The organism is Amycolatopsis pigmentata, from assembly GCF_042684065.1.
In the GTDB taxonomy this organism is placed as follows: Bacteria; Actinomycetota; Actinomycetes; order Mycobacteriales; family Pseudonocardiaceae; genus Amycolatopsis_E; species Amycolatopsis_E pigmentata.
Window position 1 is genome coordinate 41,966 of record NZ_JBHUKR010000004.1, and the last position, 15,393, is coordinate 57,358.

Annotated in this window: 11 protein-coding genes; 6 read left to right on the plus strand and 5 right to left on the minus strand. The window is 67.9% G+C overall.

Annotation, left to right across the window (positions count from 1 at the left end):
* The first annotated feature begins 81 nt into the window (after positions 1–81).
* On the plus strand, positions 82–1,329 hold the full coding sequence (locus ACFSXZ_RS01915; protein WP_378260553.1) for a flavin-dependent oxidoreductase: 1,248 nt from the start codon (positions 82–84) through the stop codon (positions 1,327–1,329).
* A 145-nt stretch (positions 1,330–1,474) separates the two neighbouring features.
* Positions 1,475–5,143, plus strand: a complete 3,669-nt coding sequence (locus ACFSXZ_RS01920; protein ID WP_378260555.1) for a beta-galactosidase — start codon at positions 1,475–1,477, stop codon at positions 5,141–5,143.
* A gap of 51 nt (positions 5,144–5,194) precedes the next feature.
* Here the strand turns inward: ACFSXZ_RS01920 and ACFSXZ_RS01925 are convergent, their stop codons facing one another.
* Positions 5,195–7,144 carry a LamG-like jellyroll fold domain-containing protein gene (locus tag ACFSXZ_RS01925; protein WP_378260557.1) on the minus strand — a complete coding sequence of 650 codons (1,950 nt, stop codon included), beginning with the start codon at positions 7,142–7,144 and terminating at the stop codon, positions 5,195–5,197.
* A gap of 147 nt (positions 7,145–7,291) precedes the next feature.
* Positions 7,292–9,442 (minus strand): sensor histidine kinase, encoded by a 2,151-nt coding sequence (locus tag ACFSXZ_RS01930; RefSeq protein WP_378260558.1) that lies wholly within the window; start codon positions 9,440–9,442, stop codon positions 7,292–7,294.
* A gap of 119 nt (positions 9,443–9,561) precedes the next feature.
* Here ACFSXZ_RS01930 and ACFSXZ_RS01935 point away from each other — a divergent pair, with 119 nt between their 5' ends.
* Complete coding sequence (locus tag ACFSXZ_RS01935) at positions 9,562–10,497, plus strand: transporter substrate-binding domain-containing protein (protein ID WP_378260560.1); 936 nt, start codon at positions 9,562–9,564, stop codon at positions 10,495–10,497.
* A gap of 215 nt (positions 10,498–10,712) precedes the next feature.
* Here the strand turns inward: ACFSXZ_RS01935 and ACFSXZ_RS01940 are convergent, their stop codons facing one another.
* Entirely contained in the window at positions 10,713–11,801 is a 1,089-nt protein-coding gene (locus ACFSXZ_RS01940; RefSeq protein ID WP_378260562.1) for an amidohydrolase family protein, read from the minus strand.
* A 100-nt stretch (positions 11,802–11,901) separates the two neighbouring features.
* Here ACFSXZ_RS01940 and ACFSXZ_RS01945 point away from each other — a divergent pair, with 100 nt between their 5' ends.
* Entirely contained in the window at positions 11,902–12,525 is a 624-nt protein-coding gene (locus ACFSXZ_RS01945) for a TetR/AcrR family transcriptional regulator (RefSeq protein WP_378260564.1), read from the plus strand.
* A gap of 10 nt (positions 12,526–12,535) precedes the next feature.
* Here the strand turns inward: ACFSXZ_RS01945 and ACFSXZ_RS01950 are convergent, their stop codons facing one another.
* On the minus strand, positions 12,536–13,330 hold the full coding sequence (locus tag ACFSXZ_RS01950; protein ID WP_378260566.1) for an alpha/beta fold hydrolase: 795 nt from the start codon (positions 13,328–13,330) through the stop codon (positions 12,536–12,538).
* On the opposite strand from ACFSXZ_RS01950, the gene ACFSXZ_RS01955 reads away from it, so the two are divergent.
* Positions 13,320–13,856, plus strand: coding sequence for a TetR/AcrR family transcriptional regulator (locus tag ACFSXZ_RS01955; RefSeq protein WP_378260568.1), 537 nt, complete (start codon positions 13,320–13,322; stop codon positions 13,854–13,856). The two genes, ACFSXZ_RS01950 and ACFSXZ_RS01955, sit on opposite strands and share 11 nt — an antisense overlap.
* Before the next feature lie 66 nt (positions 13,857–13,922).
* On the opposite strand, the gene ACFSXZ_RS01960 is transcribed toward ACFSXZ_RS01955, so the two are convergent.
* Positions 13,923–14,243: a muconolactone Delta-isomerase family protein gene (locus tag ACFSXZ_RS01960; protein ID WP_378260570.1), complete on the minus strand. Its 321-nt coding sequence runs from the start codon at positions 14,241–14,243 to the stop codon at positions 13,923–13,925.
* Positions 14,244–14,540: 297 nt separating this feature from the next.
* Here ACFSXZ_RS01960 and ACFSXZ_RS01965 point away from each other — a divergent pair, with 297 nt between their 5' ends.
* Positions 14,541–15,206 (plus strand): helix-turn-helix domain-containing protein, encoded by a 666-nt coding sequence (locus tag ACFSXZ_RS01965; protein ID WP_378262716.1) that lies wholly within the window; start codon positions 14,541–14,543, stop codon positions 15,204–15,206.
* The last annotated feature ends 187 nt before the right edge of the window (positions 15,207–15,393 follow it).

The following is a 15,393-nucleotide window of genomic DNA, read 5'->3' on the forward strand; positions in this document are numbered from 1 at the left end:
TCATCGAGGTTCCCCCTGATCGGGGGTGTCGAGCGCCGTGCTGCTCACGCATCCTTGAACGGGGAACAAGGGGGGATCGCGGTGAAAGTCGTTGTCGTGGGTGCGGGGATCGCCGGGTTGACCGCCGCGTTGCGCCTGCACCAGGAGGGTATCGACTGCGAGCTCTACGAACAGAGCGCGCGGATCGGCGAGCTGGGCGTGGGCTTCAACGCGCTCCCGCACGCGATCAAGGAACTGGCCGAGCTGGACCTGCTGGACAAGCTCGACGAGGCGGGCGTCCGTACCCGTGAGCTGATCTATGCCCATCGCCTTGGGCACGAGATCATGCGCGTTCCGTGCGGCATCGAAGCCGGATTCTCCTTTCCCCAGTTCAGTTTGCATCGGGGACGGCTTCAGGGCGTGCTGTGGCGTGCCGTGCGGGAACGACTGGGGGAGCGCGCGGTGCGGACCGGGCACCGGCTGGTCGGCTTCGAGCAGGACGCCGGCGGCGTCCGGGCGCGTTTCGCCGACCCTCACGGCGGTGCGCCGGGGACGGTGGACGGTGACGTCCTGGTGGGGGCGGACGGAATTCATTCGGTGGTGCGGTCCGTCCTGTTTCCCGGCGAGGGTGCGCCGCGATGGAACGGGGTGATGATGTGGCGCGGAGCCACGGAGTGGCCCGAGTTCGGCACCGGCCTTTCGGTGATCATCGCCGGCGGCACCGCGGCCAAGCTGGTGATCTATCCGATCGCGGAGGGACGCGCTCCGGGCACGAAACTCACCAACTGGGCGATCTGCGTGCGGACCGGGCAGGACGGCGATCCGCCGCCGGAGCGGCAGGACTGGTCCAGACCGGCGGATCCCGGTGTGCTCACGCGTCATGTCGATCGGTTCCGGATCCCGTTCGTCGATCACGCCGGCATGATCCGCTCGACCGAACGGTGCTTCGAGTTTCCGATGTGCGACCGGGATCCGCTGCCCTGGTGGAGTCAGGGCCGGGTGACCCTGCTCGGGGACGCGGCGCATCCGATGTACCCGATGGGATCCAACGGCGCGGGGCAGGCGATCCTGGACGCGACCAGCCTCAGCCGCCGGCTGGCCTCGCACCGCGACCCGGCCGAAGGGTTGCGGGCCTATCAGGACGACCGGCTGGCGGCCACCAGCGAAGTGGTGGTCCGCAACCGGACCGGCGGCCCCGAGCGCGTGATCGACGAGGTCGAACGCCGTGCCCCGGAAGGGTTTTCCAACCTGGAGGACGTGATCGACGCCGCGGCGCTGGAGGCGATCGTCACCGGTTACGCCAAGGCGTCCGGCTCGTCCCAGGAGCAGGTGAACACGCGCGACCGGTGACGAATCGAGCGGCCATGGCCGCGACCTTCGGCCTGGGCCACTCCGGTGTCTGTTCTTGACGTCTTCTGTCGGGTTATTTAGCGTTCCTGTTTGTTTCTGACATCCAGTCCGCCACTGGCTCAGCGCTGATCCAGGGGGTTTTTGCGTGCGCCGTGCCCTTTTCGCCCTGTTCGTGCTCGTGTTCGCCGCCGGACTGGCCGTCCCCGCCTCCGCGGCACCGCCCCCGAAACCGTCGCACACCGTGACCTACGACGGCTATTCCTACCTCGTGGACGGCCAGCGGACCTATTTGTGGTCGGGGGAGTTCCATTACTACCGGCTGCCGAGTCCGGACCTGTGGCTCGACATCTTCCAGAAGATGAAGGCCGCCGGATTCAACGCGACCTCGTTGTATTTCGACTGGGGCTATCACTCGCCGAAGCAGGGGGTCTACGACTTCAGCGGGGTCCGCGACCTCGACCGTCTGCTCGACACGGCACAGCGGGCCGGTCTGTACGTCATCGCTCGGCCGGGTCCGTATATCAACGCGGAAGTCGACGGCGGCGGCTTTCCCACCTGGCTGTCCACCACCCCGGGGCACACGCGTTCGGCGGATCCGGTGTATCTGAAGTACTCCGACGAGTGGCAGACGCAGATCGACCGGATCCTCGCGCGTCATCAGATGACCAACGGCACCGGCACCGTGCTCGCCTACCAGGTGGAGAACGAGTACTACAACGGCGGGGCGGACGGCCGTGCCTACATGAAGCACCTGGAGGACAAGGCTCACCTCGACGGGATCACGGTTCCCTTGGTGGGCAACAACAACGGCACGTTCAACGCCGGTGAGGCCGCGCTCGACGTCGACGCCGCGGACTCCTACCCGCAGGGTTTCGACTGTTCGAACCCGTCGAAATGGAACGGCGTGCCGGACATCAGCTACGATCACGTCCCGGGCAAACCCCTGATCACCGCGGAATTCCAGGGCGGCGCCTTCGACCCGTGGGGCGGACCGGGCTACGCCAAGTGTGCCCAGCTCATCAACGACCAGTTCGCGAACGTGTTCTCCAAGAACAACATCGCGGTCGGCGCGACGGGCCAGAGCTTCTACATGCTCTACGGCGGCACCTCATGGGGCTGGAGCGCGATCCCGCAGAACTACACCTCCTACGACTACGGCGCGGCGATCACCGAAGGCCGCCAGTTCGATCCCAAGTACGCCGAGGACAAGCTGATCGGCTACTTCACGCAGTCCGTCACACCGCTGACGAAGACCGACGGTCATGGGCCGGCGCCGCTGTCCGACCCGGCGTTGACCGACACCGCGCGGATCAACCCGGACACACGCACGCAGTTCCATACGTTGCGGCACAACGATTCGACGTCGACCGCGGTGAACACCACGACCATGGCGCTCGACGTGGACTCACCGCCGGGAGGTGGTGTGGACCACTACCCGGTAGTGCCGCAGGAAGAGGGCACGGGCATCACCCTCAACGGCCGCGAGTCGAAGATCCTGGTCGCCGGATACGACCTGGGGCAGACGCGGATGCAGTATTCGACGTCGGAGATCATGACGCACGCGACCATCGGCGGCCGTGACGTCGCGGTCCTCTATGGCGATCAGGGCCAGCCGGGCGAAACAGTACTGCGCTTCGGGAAACAGCCCTCGGTGCGGGTGATCGATGGCTCGGCGACGAGCGTGTGGGATGCCGCCCGCGGCGATCTGCGGCTGAACTACACACACCAGGGCCTGACCCGGGTACTGGTGTCGGAGCCGGGCAACCGCCCACTGCTTCTGCTGCTCGGCGACAAGGCGACGGCGGCGACCTTCTGGAAGGACGACACGGCGTCCGGCCCGGTGCTGATCCGCGGCACGCAGCTGGTGCGGACCGCTGCCGACGAGCGCGGCACGCTGGCGCTGACCGGCGACACCGGCGCCGACGGCGCGTTCGAGGTGTTCGGCACGGCGCGCGCGGTGACGTGGAACGGTTCGCGGGTGCCGACGAAGGTGACCTCCAGCGGCAGTCTGGCGGGCGACGCGGCCCCCGCGCGCCCGGTCACGTTACCCGAGCTGAGGGACTGGAAGCAGCAGCAGGAGTCGCCGGAGAGCCGGCCGGACTTCGACGATTCGGCGTGGCCGGTGGCGGACAAGATGTCCACCAACTCCTCGACGCCACCGGCCACGTTGCCGGTGCTGTTCGCGGACGACTACGGCTTCCACACCGGGAACACCTGGTACCGCGGGAGATTCTCGTCCGACGGCAAGCAGACTGGGATCGTGTTGTCGAGCCAGAGCGGTGGCCCGGCGGGCGCTTTCTCGGTGTGGCTCAACGGTGTCTTCCTCGGCAGTTCGAAGACTCAGCAGCAGAACTTCGCCTTCCCCCCGGGGGCGGTGCGGCCGGGGGAGAACGAGATCTCCGTGCTGACCGTCGACATGGGGCATGAGGAGGACTACAACGCGTCCAACGGCAGCAAGGCGGCGCGCGGGCTGACGTCGGCATGGTTGACCGGTTCGCCGCTGACGTCGATCACCTGGCGGCTCCAGGGCGTCCGGGGTGGTGAGCAGGGCCTCGACCCCACCCGGGGGCCGCTGAACACGGGCGGTCTTTACGGCGAGCGGGCAGGCTGGTCGCTGCCCGGCTTCCCCGACGCGTCGTGGCGTCCGGTTTCCTTGCCCGCCAAGGACACCACGCCGGGTGTGTCGTGGTACCGGACGTCGGTGGCGCTCGACCTGCCACGAGGCCAGGACACCTCGCTCGGTCTGACGGTCACCGACGATCCGGCGCGGCAGTACCGGGCACTGCTGTGGGTCAACGGATGGCAGATCGGCCAGTACGTCAACTACCTGGGACCACAGCGTAGTTTCCCGATCCCCAACGGGATTCTGAACCCGAACGGCCGCAACACCATCGCGGTCGCGGTGTGGAATCTCGACGGCAGTACGGGCGGACTCGGCAAGGTCGCGCTGACGAACTACGGCAGTTACGCCTCGCCGCTGACCGTCCGGCAGAACTACTCGCCGGGCTACGACCCCGGCAAGTACGCGATGCCCCCGGCACCCACCGCTTCGGCGTCGCTGAGCGTGCCGGACACGGTGACCGGTGGGCAGATGTTCACGGCGTCGGCGACCGTCCGGGTGCCTGCGGGCGCGGCCCCGGCCTCGGACGTGACTCCGGTGTTGTCGGCCCCGTCCGGGTGGACCGTCGGTGCCGCATCGCCGCCTTCGGTGGCTCGAATCGACGGCGGCGGGGCGGCCACGTTCTCGTGGCCGGTGACCGCTCCGTCCACAGTGGACGTCTCCGCGTTGAAGGTCTCGGTGTCCTACCGGCAGCGCGGCCACGCCGGGTCGGTCTCCGACGAGCGCGTCATCGGCACTGTTCCCCCCGCGCCACCCGCGGGTCAGGTGGCAGTGAGCAGCCTGCCGTTCCGCGCGGCCACGAACGGCTGGGGCCCGGTCGAACGCGACATGAGCAACGGCGAGACGGCGGCGGGGGACGGCAGGCCGATGACCATCGGCGGGGTGTCCTATGCCAAGGGCCTCGGCGTCCACGCGAACGGTGATGTGCAGGTCTACCTGGCCGGGAAATGCACCCGCCTGACGGCCTCGGCCGGTGTGGACGGTGAGGTCGGCAACGCGGGCAGCGTCGCGTTCGCCGTCGCGGCCGACGGCATCACGCGGGTCACGACGCCGGTGGTGAGGGGAGGTCAGGCGGCGGTGCCGATCGACGTCGACCTCACCGGGGCGCAGGTGGTGGACCTGATGGTGACCGACGGCGGTGACGGCAACGGCAACGACCACGCCGACTGGGCGATGCCCACCCTGACCTGTTAGACCGCCCGCGACGGTGACGGGCGGTCCTCCGCGTCGACCTCCGCGTAGCCGCTAGCTCCGCCGGTCGGCGGCGATCATGAACTCGCCCACCGTCAGCGGCCGGTTGACCACGCGCACGTCACCGACAAAACCGTGGAAGATCTGGTTGATCGCGCCGCCGTAGTCGTAGCCGCCCAGCGCCCACGGCAGGCCGAGCTGGGTGATGCCGATGGACGGGGTGGCCGGGTTGTCCACCGTGGGGCACCCCTCGACGTACAGGACCGAACGCCTGCCGTCGTTGACGATGGCCAGGTGCCACCACGTGTCTTCGGGCAACCCGTGGCCCCAGTTGGTGGTCGGGTAGCTGAGGTTCGTCGGGTAGCAGTTCCACTGCGGCTCACGGTCACCGGAGAAGCTGAGCGTGACGATCGGTTCCTGCGGGTCGGTGTTCTGGCCGTTCTTGCCTGCCTTCCCGGCCTCACCCCATCGGCTGAGCACCGCCATCCACGAATTGCTGTCACCGTTCCAGTCCAACGGGATCTTCACGAACACCTCGATGGTGTAGCCGCGCGGGAATGTCTCGGTGTTGAGCGGGGCCTTCGCGGCGGTGGTCAGATAGGCGCCGTGCAACGGTTTCTGGCCGCCGTCGAAGTACAGGCTGCCGTGGCCCGGTTGATCCGGATGGTGCTGATCGGACCAGGTCAGCACCTTGCCGGTGCTGCCGGGCACGACGGTCAGCGTGCTCAGGTCGTTGCCGTGGCCGGAGAGGTCGCGGATGGTCTGGCCCGCGGTGACCGGCGCGCCGTTCGCACCACCGCCGTCGAACCGCCAGTACGCCAGCGTGCCCGGCACGACCAGTCGCGCGGCCGGCCGGCTCGGGCGGACGGGCACGGGGGAGAACGACGCGAAGCGCCGGGCGAAGTCGACTCCGATGGCGAACCGGTCCACCGGCGTGGTGAGCCGGGCCTCCTGCGCGGCCAGCTTGTTGCGGTGCTCCGGTGACTGGGCCAGGATCCACGGCGAGATGGTCTCCACGTCGATGGTGTTGCGCACCAGGTCGAAGTGGTACAGCCGGATCATCCCGCCGCCGCCGAAGTAGCGGTTCTGGTAGTTGGTGATGTGCAGGTACACGTCGTTGCCCGCGGTGTTCTGCTTGGTGATCCGCCCCGGCGGCCAGAAGTGCCCGTTGAGGGCGAGGAAGATCTGGTCGTTGTCCTTGATCAACTCGTCCCACACCTGGCGGCCGTAGTCGGTCAGGACGGCGTTGTTCTCCGGATCGCCCGCCTGGTAGGGGTAGACGTTGTCGTCGTAGACCGAGCCGACGATCTCGTGCGCGGTCAGGATGACCGGCAGGCCGCGGTGGGCCTTGACGAACTGGTTCGCCCAGGCGAAGCCGGTGGCCGAGGTGCGCCAGTCCAGGGCCAGCAACAGCCACTCGCGGCCGGCGGCGCGGAAGATGTGCGCGGTGTTGTAACCCGAGGGGTCCGCGCCGGCGAACGTGGCGGACTTGGCGAACCGTTTCGGCCCCATGATTTCCAGATAGGGCGTCGAGCCGCGGGTGTCGTCGCCGGACACGTCGTGGTTGCCGGCCAGCACGCTGTAGGCCACGCCGTGCGAGTCGAGGATGTCGAACGCCTTGCCGGCGGCGGCCATCGACGAGGACTGCGCGTCCTCGGTCAGGTCGCCGAGGTGCGCCATGAAGACGATGTTGTGGCCGGAGGCCTTACCGCTTTCCTCGATGATGTAGCGGAACGACGCTTCCTGCGGCTCGGGGTTGATGCTGCCCTGCGCGCCCCAGTACAGGAACTGGGTGTCCGGCATGACGGCCACGGTGAACTGGAGGCTTTCCGGGTCCGGGTTCCACCGGCCACCCGGCCCGGGCACGGCCGGGGCCGCCGTGGCGGACGCCGCGCCCGCCGTCAGCGGACCGAGGGCGACCGCCCCGGCACCGGCCAGTCCGGCGTTGCGCAGGAAGGTTCTCCGGCTGGCCCCCTGCGGCTCGTCACCGTCGTGCACACCCATGGTTTTCCCCTAACAGTGCGGGATTCAGGGAATCGTGATCACGCGGCACGCTACGCAGGGCCGGCCAATGACGAACGAACACCAGGCAACGAATACCGGTCCGCTGCGTTGCTTTGCCCTCCCCGGGCCGGTTCGAGCGCCGGCCGCTCAGGCGGGCCGATTCCCGTTGCCCCTCACGGCATCATGAGACAACAAGGTGGTTTGTGACGGACGGTGCCGGAACCGGTTCGCCACCATCGAATCGGAGATCGGCAAGGAGCCGCTGATACTCGTTGCCGAATGACGGTCGCCGGGCCGCTGAGCCACGCCGTTGTCGTGAATTCCGGTCTTCGTTCGCGGAGCCGGCCTGAGCGGTTGGTCCCGCGCGGTGTTCCTCGGCCGGTCCTTGGCTTCGCGTCGCACCACGATCAAGGACGGTGGCACCAGCACACGAGCGAGAACTCCCGGCTCCTCGTCTCCGTCACTGAACAGCCGGACGGCGATGTCGTGGCGCCTCGCGAGCTGTGCCACCACATGAAGCCCCATCTTCCTGGTCATCGACCCGTCGATGTCGGTCGGCGCCGTCAGCCGGGCGTTGATGTCCGCCAACTCGTGTCCGGTGATACCGATACCCTGGTCGGAGATCTGGATGGCGAGGGTGTCGTCCGCTCGCAACGCGGCACGGACGACCACCGTGGTGGCCGGCTCGGAGAAATGCGTGGCGTTGTCGAGCAGTTCCCCGATCAGATGTACCAAATCGTGGGCCGCCGAGCCACGGACGGCCGCGTCCGGCACCGACAGCACGCGGACCCGGGGGTACTGTTCGATGCCCGAAATCGCCGCGCCGATCACCTCACCGACCGGCCACTCCTTACCCGACTTCCGGTCGGAATGGGTTCCGGAAAGCACGAGGAGGTTGTCGCCGTTCCGGCGGACGAGCGTGATGAGATGGTCCAGTTCGAAGAGGACGGCGAGCCGATCCGCATCGTCTTCATCCTGCTCCAGCCGGTCGATCACACCCAGCTGGCGGTCCACCAGGCGCTGGGACCTCTTGGCCAGGTCGACGAAGATGCCCTTGACGTTCTCCCGCAACAACGCCTGCTCCACCGCCAGCCGTACGGCCTTCTCGTGCACCAGGTCGAACGCCCGCGCGACGCTTCCGATCTCGTCGGCGGAGGTCACGGCGACCGGCTCGACCGCATGCTCCAGCGCGGTCTCCGGCTCCGGGTCTCGCATGATTCGCTCGATCGCCGAGGGCAACTGGTTCTCCGCCACGTCGATCGCTGTCCCGCGCAGGCGCAGAAGTGGCCGTAGCAGCGACCTGGCCACCCCTGCCATCACGGCCATGACCAGGAGCAGCCCGCCGATCACGGCCACGCAGGTGAGGATCAGCGCCCGCCAGACCTGGTCGTAGAGCGCTCCGGCATATCCGCTCACCTCGGTGAGCAACCGGGTTTCCACCTGGCTCATCAGGGAAAGTGTCTGCGCGGACGATCGCGCGACGTCACCCGGATCCAGGCCGATGGGGAGATTCCCGCTCATCCTGGCCTCGGCCAGTTCCTGCAACTGGTAGCGGTGCTTTACCGGATCCCCGGTCACGGTGGTCTCGTAAGCCTCCCGCGCCGACGGGACGGCGCTCCCGCCGAGTTCGGTCACCAGGTTGACCAGGGTCACTCCCGCCTGGGTCATCGCGGCTTGCTCATCCGGCCGCAGTCTGCCGGTCACCGCGCCCTTGCGCAGGTAAGTTCCTTGCTGGGCCGAGCATTCCTTGATTTTGGCCAGCAGCACCGCACCCGCATGCCGGCTGAGTAGTCCCTCGTCCGTCACGGCGGTGTCGAACTGCTGCTCAAGTTCGAGCAACACACCGATGACGGCCGTGTAGGCGCTGATCGGGACGCTGGGGTCGAAACCGGCGTCGGCCGCGGCGTGCCGCACTTCGTCGAGCGAGCGTGCTCGGTTCACGATCTGGTGGTACAGACTCGTCGTCTTGACATCGCCGATTTCCCCGACGAGCCCTTCCTGGTTTTGGAAGGCGCTCGTCGCGCCACGCGAGGTGGCGACGCTGCCGATGAGTTCGTCGTCATTGGCGGGCCGGCCGGCCGCGATCCACCCGGTCATCGCATCGCGTTCCGTTTGCAGCGCGCCGGCCATCCTCGCCGCGGCGGCGTCGAGCTGGATCTGTTGCCGGGCATGGCGATACACCCCAGCGGTGGCCTCGCTCGCCTGGATGCTGACGCCGGCCAGCGACAAGGCGGCCGCCGTGGGCAGCACGACGATCGTGATCAACCTGACCCGTAGCGGCCAGTCCGAAAGCGACACGCGATCGCTCCTTCTCTTTTCTGGCAAGGGCGCCGTCCCCCCGTCGGCGCATGTGTAAGATCGCGCCGATCGCTCTTCGCCGTTGGAGATGCCGGACAGTCGCATGGGGACGTGGCGTTATGAAGAAGCTGCCTGACCGTAGGGGTTTCCTGACGATGGGCGCACTCGGTGCGGCCGCCCTGCTTGGCGGCTGCACCTCCGCCGGCGACGCGCCGGCGACCGCTCCGAACGGAAATCCGGGAGCGCGAGACAATCTTCTCACCCGTGGGCCGGTAGCCCCTGACGGTGAATTCTCCGGTATCCCGACAGCGCGGGAAATCAGGGCGCAGGGACGTCTCGTGGTGGGGGCGAACCTGGCGAAACCGCTGATGTCCGAACGTAACGAAATCAACGGTGAATTCGAAGGGTTCGACACCACGTTGGCGAAACTGCTCGCGAAATACCTCGTCGGCAGCCCTGCCACGGAGGTGATTCCCTGCTCCGCCGACACCAAGGAGCCCCTGCTGGAGACCGGCGTCGTCAACGTGGTCATCGATACCTACTCGATCACGCCGGAGCGGGCCGGCAAGGTTTCCTTCGCAGGCCCCTACCTCGCCGCGGGACAAGCCATCGCCACGCTCAAGACCAGAACCGGGATCACGGGACCGGCCGACCTCGGCCGCGCTACGGTGGCCGTCGTTTCGAACACCACGAGCGTGGATGCCGTGCGCCAGTTCATTCCGACCGCCGCGCAGCTCGTCCTGCCCGCGAGCCAGGACTGCGTGCTCGCGCTGGAACAGAAACGCGCTGACGCCTACGTGCACGATCTCGTCGTTCTCGCCGGAGCCGCCCACCTGAACGACCATCTCAAGGTCGTCGGCAAGCCGTTCACCAACGAGTGGTACGGAATCGGCATCAGGCATGGGGACAACGCTTTCAAGAACGCCGTCAATGCCTGGCTCCGGCAGATCGAAGACCTCGGGCTCTGGGCGGAGGCCTGGCGCCAATCGCTGGGTACCGTCGTGGAAGGCGGTGTGCCGGCGCCGCCCGCGGTCGGCTCGGTTCCCGGTTCGTGACCCCGGACAGCGCGGAACGTCGGCGAGGCACGTCACGGGCGCCTGCCGGTCTTCGGTGTCTCGGAGCGTCGCACGGTGTGCCAACTTCACGTCTTTCGCGGTCAGCGGGTTGGTCCGCTGCCCAGACCTTCGCGGTTGACCGGACTGTATGCGCGATGCGCACGACGCGACAGGTTTCTTGATCGAAAGTTGACGTTCCGGGCCTGGTCAGGAATTCAAGCGCTTTCCGGGGGAACGACTTCCTCACCGGCGCACCACACGGCACGGATGGCGCGGGTGGCGGAGATGTCGTCGACCGGGTCTCCCTCGACCAGGACCAGATCGGCACGCAGCCCGGGCCGGACCGCGCCGCGGTCGGTGAGGCCGAACGCCCGCGCGGGCAGCACGGTGGCCGCGCGCAGGATCTCGGCCGGCGTCATTCCGGCCCGCGCCATCAGTTCGAATTCGCGATGCAGGCTTTCGCCGTGTGGTACCTGACTCGGCGAACCGGGTGCGGAATTCGCATCGGTACCGGCCAGGATCTCGACGCCCGCCGAGTGGAGATCCGACACGCTGCGGAGCGGATCTTCGATCGGCGCGCGACCCGCCAAGGGGCCGTGCAGGACGCCTTCCACCATGGCGAGGGTGGGAATCGCCGTGCGCGCGGCGGCCTTCATCGCGATGACGTCGTCCTCGCGGATCCTGCCGATCACCGGCACGTGGGTGACGAACTCCGCGCCGGATTCGACAGCGAGCCGGTAAGCCTCGACCCGGGCCGCGTGCACGACGGTCTTGAGGCCGTGCTCCCTCGCGGCGGCGACCAGGGCGCGGAGGGTCTCGGCCGTCGGTCCGCCCTCTCCGGGGGCCTCGGCGACACCCTTGATGTAGTCGACGCCCTCGGCGACTCGTGCCTCGACATGACGGCGGGCGTCGGCGGGGGTCAGGACCACGGCTTCGGCCGGCATTTCGAGCATTCGCGCGTGGTTTCCCCCGGGGCCGATCGCCGGCAGTCCCGCCGTGCGGAAGTCCGCCGCCCCGGTCACCTGGCGCAGGGACGCCACCCGCTCGGCGGGCCAGCAGGCCATGTCGAGCCCGGTCGTCACGCCCCACGCGGCGAGGGCGGTGAGACTCTCCGGTCCGTGCACGTGGACATGCGCGTCGATCAGGCCCGGCAACAAGGTCGCGCCCGCGCAGTCGACCTCCCGCGCGCCCGCCGGATCGTCCCCGATGACCGCACCGTCGATCACGACGGTGCGGGGTTCGGTCAGCTGCCTGCCGTCGAAGACCCGCACGTTGCGCAGTGCCGTCTTGCCAGTGCCGGACATGGGCTCCTCCAGTTTAGTGAACAAAGTTGTTCACTAAGACCGTACCAGGGGTAGCGACCCGGTTCGACAACGCCGGTGCCCGGGGGTTATATCGGTAGCCATGAATCCGGGTGCCGGCGAACAGGCGGTGAGAGACGTACGGAAGCCCACCCGGCGTCGGGGCGATGCCCTCACGACCGCGATCTACCGGACGGTCCTCGACGAACTGGCCCGGACGAGTTTCGAGGCACTGTCCTTCGACAAGATCGCCGTCGCGGCGGGGACCGGAAAGGCCGCCCTGTACCGGCGCTGGTCCACTCCGGCCCAGTTGGTACTGGCGGCCTTGACCGACCCCGCGGCCGGCTTCGGCGAGACCGCGATCCAGCCCCGCACGGGCACGCTTCGTGGCGACCTCGTCGTGCTCCTCGAACATCTGGTGCGGGCCCTGGACGAGCCGCGCGGCCGCGCGCTGCGGCCGCTGATCGCGAACCGTCACCGTCATCCCGAATTGTTCGAGGAGGTGCACCGGCTGGTGATCCGGCCCCATCAGGAGGTCCTGCTCGAGGTCCTGCGGGAGGGGGCCGCCCGGGACGAGGTCGCGCCGGAGCAGGTCACCGCGCGCGCCGCCTCCGTGGGCCCGCGCCTGATCGTCTTCGAGGCGTGGACCCGGGGCCAGGTGGACCCCGCGGAGGTCGAAGCGATCGTCGACGAGGTGCTGCTCCCGATGGTCTCGCCTCGTCGCTGAACGTGGGCGGCTACGAGTTTCGAATGTGGTTGTCTCCCAACGGATTCGACGGACCGGCGAGAAAATCGACGATCTCGCGCGTGACCCGTGCCGGGTCGTCCTCCATGACGAAGTGGCCGGCGTCCGGGACGACGACGAGTTCGGCCGTGGGGATGTCTTCGCTCAACCGCAGGGCATAGTCCAGGGGCTGCCACTGATCGGCCGCGCCCCAGAGAATGCGGACGGGCATGGTCAGCCTGTCGAGTTCGCCGCTGATTTCCTCGGTGTATTTCGCGTCGTAGTGCCGCACCTGATGTTCGAAGAACGACGACCGGCCCAATGCCGACCGATGCGGCGCCAGATAGGCGTCGAGGACCGGGCCGGCCATTCTCCGCTCGTCGGTGACGGTCATTTCGAGCTGGCGTGTGAGAAGTGCGTCGAACGCGTTCTGGGTCAGGTTCCGGTACTCGTCCAGATGCTCGTCTATGATCTTCCGCCAGGTCGGCGACGGCCAGGAGTCGTAGCTCACCGTGTCCATGAGCATCAGGCGCCGCACGCGGCCGGGATGGGCGACGGCGAATCGCTGGCCAATGGCGCCACCGATGTCGTGCGCGACGATAGCGACACGGTCCAATCCGAGTTTCGCCAAGAGGTGTTCGAGGAGTTCCGTTTGTGCCGCGACGGACGTGTCGCGACTCGACGGCCGTTCCGATGCGCCGTAGCCCAGCAAGTCGTACACGATGGTCCGGTGTCCGGCCGCTTCGATCCGCGGCGCGACGTTTCGCCATTCGAAGGAATGCGACGGCGTGCCGTGGATGAAGATCACGGGCTCGCCCTGGCCGGAGTTGTTCTACGAACACGGCATCCACGCCGTCGGGGTCGACGTGATCGCCCAGCACGCGGGTGTCACCAAAAAGACGCTCTACGACCGGTTCGGCTCCAAGGAGCGCTTGGTTGTGGAGTACCTGGCGGAACGAGACAGGCGGTGGCAGCACTTCCTCCAGCGGAGGCTGGCGCATGCCGGGCCGGCCCCGCGGGAGCAAGTGGCCGCCGTCTTCGAGGCCGCGGAGGCGTGGGCCCGGCGTTGGGGGCGGAAGGGGTGCGCGATGGTCAACGCGCATGCCGAGATCAGCGACCCCGGGCATCCGGCCCATCCGGTGATCGTCGGACAGAAACACCGGATGCTCGAGTTGTTCACCGAGTTGGCCGCCGCGGCCGGGGTCGCCGAACCCCGGATCGTCGGCAGGCACATCATGCTGCTCCATGAAGGAGCCGTCGTCGCCGCCGGCATGAACACCATCGGCGACGTCTTCACTTGTGCGGCGGCCGCCGCCCTCGGCTTCCTGCGATGATCGGCTATTTCCGGGTGATTCCTCCGGACAAAGGACATCGTCGCCGCGCGGAGCGCGACGGCCGGCTCACGATCGCGCTCGGTGAGCGGCCTCCGCCGCGTCCGGGGGCGTGGTCGGATAGACGTCGGCTTCGAAGAACCGGGCGAACGGCAGAGTTGCCAGCGTCTCCGCCACTTGCTCCTCATCGGCGGCGATGACCTCGACGAACGTCGCCCGCCGCGCGGGGGAAACGTAGTGAGCGCCAATCCTGCCTTCCGAGCGCAGTACCTCCAGTTGCTTCTGCTCGGCATCTCTCAGCGCGGCGAATTCCGTGAAGTCCGTGTCGTCGCGGAGGGTCGCGAACACCATGAACGTCCGTGCCGTGGCGGTATCCGGGGTCGTCGGCATGATCGATCCTTTCGAGGGTGCTTATGTCATCGACTGACATCAGCCTAGCACGCCGATGTCAGTTGGTGACATCGATGCGAAGCGGCTGGAACACCGGCGGCTTCCTGTGGTGATCGAGGCTGGTGCGATGGCGATCACGAATGTTTGACAGCTGGTGTTGAATCTCATTAATCTCATCGTTGCCTAGCCACCCCTGCGCCTGGAGGTCGAGTTGTCCGTCAGTGTCAAGTCCCGCGAAACGGACCACGGAGGCGGCGCGCCGCGCGTCCGGGTGACGGGGGCCTGATCTTGACCGAGATGGACAGCGCGGGAAGCCGGATCCGATCCGCGCGGCGCGCACGGGGCATGAGCCTTCGGGCGCTCGCGGAAAAGGTCGGTGTGTCCGCGAGCATGCTCTCCCTGCTCGAAAACGGCCGGTCACGCTCGTCGGTCCGCACTCTCTACGCCGTCGTCGAGGCGCTGGACATGACGATGGACGAGCTGTTCGCCGAACCGGGGCCATCGTCCGCGCCCCCGCCTCCCGCGCCGGACGGGCCGGAGGCGCCTTCCTCCGCCATCACCGTGGTCCGCGCGGAACACCGGCGCCGGATCGAGATGGAGACCGGCGTGATCTGGGAGCGGCTGGGCCGCAACGCCAACGACGGCCTGGAGTTCATGCTCGTGATCTATCCGCCGGGCGCGAAGTCCAGCGATTCCGGCCGGTACCAACGGCACAACGGACTGGAATGCGCGCACGTCATGCAGGGTGAGCTCACCTGCAGGGTCGGCTTCGAAGAAGTCACGCTGCACGCCGGCGACAGCATCACCTTCGACTCCTCCCGTCCGCACCTGCTGGAAAACGGCGGCACGGAGGAGGTGCGGGCGGTCTGGGTCGTGCTGCACCGGCACGCCGAAGAAGCCCCTTCGCATCTACCGGGCCTGGCGGTCGGCGACCGGGGCCGTTGGCCGGACCGTTCCTCCTGACCCGTTCCCCACCTCTCACTCCCGAAGGGCCCGCCGACCTCGCTGTCGGCGGGCCCTTCGGTGTTTGTTGATCACGATGAACAAGCCTGAGTGGACAGATGTCGAGTCCTACTTGACAAACTTCCAGCGTGACTCGCATAGTTCCTGCACGCGGTTCCGCCACGTGGCAGATCAGCGGATCGACGAA

What these genes read in the sequence shown, in the direction of transcription:
- ACFSXZ_RS01925 (WP_378260557.1), bottom strand. Translation starts at nt 7,144, where the DNA reads ATGGGTGTGCACGACGGTGACGAGCCGCAGGGGGCCAGCCGGAGAACC.
- ACFSXZ_RS01935 (WP_378260560.1), top strand. Translation starts at nt 9,562, where the DNA reads ATGAAGAAGCTGCCTGACCGTAGGGGTTTCCTGACGATGGGCGCACTC.
- ACFSXZ_RS01940 (WP_378260562.1), bottom strand. Translation starts at nt 11,801, where the DNA reads ATGTCCGGCACTGGCAAGACGGCACTGCGCAACGTGCGGGTCTTCGAC.
- ACFSXZ_RS01945 (WP_378260564.1), top strand. Translation starts at nt 11,902, where the DNA reads ATGAATCCGGGTGCCGGCGAACAGGCGGTGAGAGACGTACGGAAGCCC.
- ACFSXZ_RS01955 (WP_378260568.1), top strand. Translation starts at nt 13,320, where the DNA reads ATGAAGATCACGGGCTCGCCCTGGCCGGAGTTGTTCTACGAACACGGC.
- ACFSXZ_RS01960 (WP_378260570.1), bottom strand. Translation starts at nt 14,243, where the DNA reads ATGCCGACGACCCCGGATACCGCCACGGCACGGACGTTCATGGTGTTC.
- ACFSXZ_RS01965 (WP_378262716.1), top strand. Translation starts at nt 14,541, where the DNA reads ATGGACAGCGCGGGAAGCCGGATCCGATCCGCGCGGCGCGCACGGGGC.